Raw genomic sequence first — 344 nt, forward strand, 5'->3', positions numbered from 1 at the left:
CCGTTTGAAAATACCCGCGGCATAGGCATGAATAGCAAATCACTGACTCACTTGGCAGTTCACAACGGAAAAATCGAAACGCCCGGTCCACTAGGTATTGGAATAGATATGGCACCTTATATAGAAGGTCGTCAGAGGCTACAGGAGTTGACAGAAGATCGTCCAGCAATCAAAGAAGTCGGCTACAGCCGTACATTCGCGGGTATTTGGGATTACACCCCACCCACCTTCTACACAGCAGAAAACCTCCAAATCAAATCCGGCGGCCGCGCCATCATCATGGCCGGCTCCGACAACGTGGTGCGCAACAACACCATCGAGGTCGATGGCCGCACCGCCGTCTA

The 344-nt window shown here is 52.3% G+C and carries 1 pseudogene; it reads left to right on the plus strand.

The window, feature by feature from the left end:
- Window positions 1-27 precede the first annotated feature (27 nt).
- Window positions 28-344 (plus strand): annotated as a pseudogene (locus ACF8ML_RS08840) (hypothetical protein); the annotation flags it as partial.

Origin of the sequence: Delftia sp. WSY_10 (assembly GCF_043104705.1) — a bacterium.
Classification (GTDB): Bacteria; Pseudomonadota; Gammaproteobacteria; order Burkholderiales; family Burkholderiaceae_C; genus Comamonas; species Comamonas tsuruhatensis.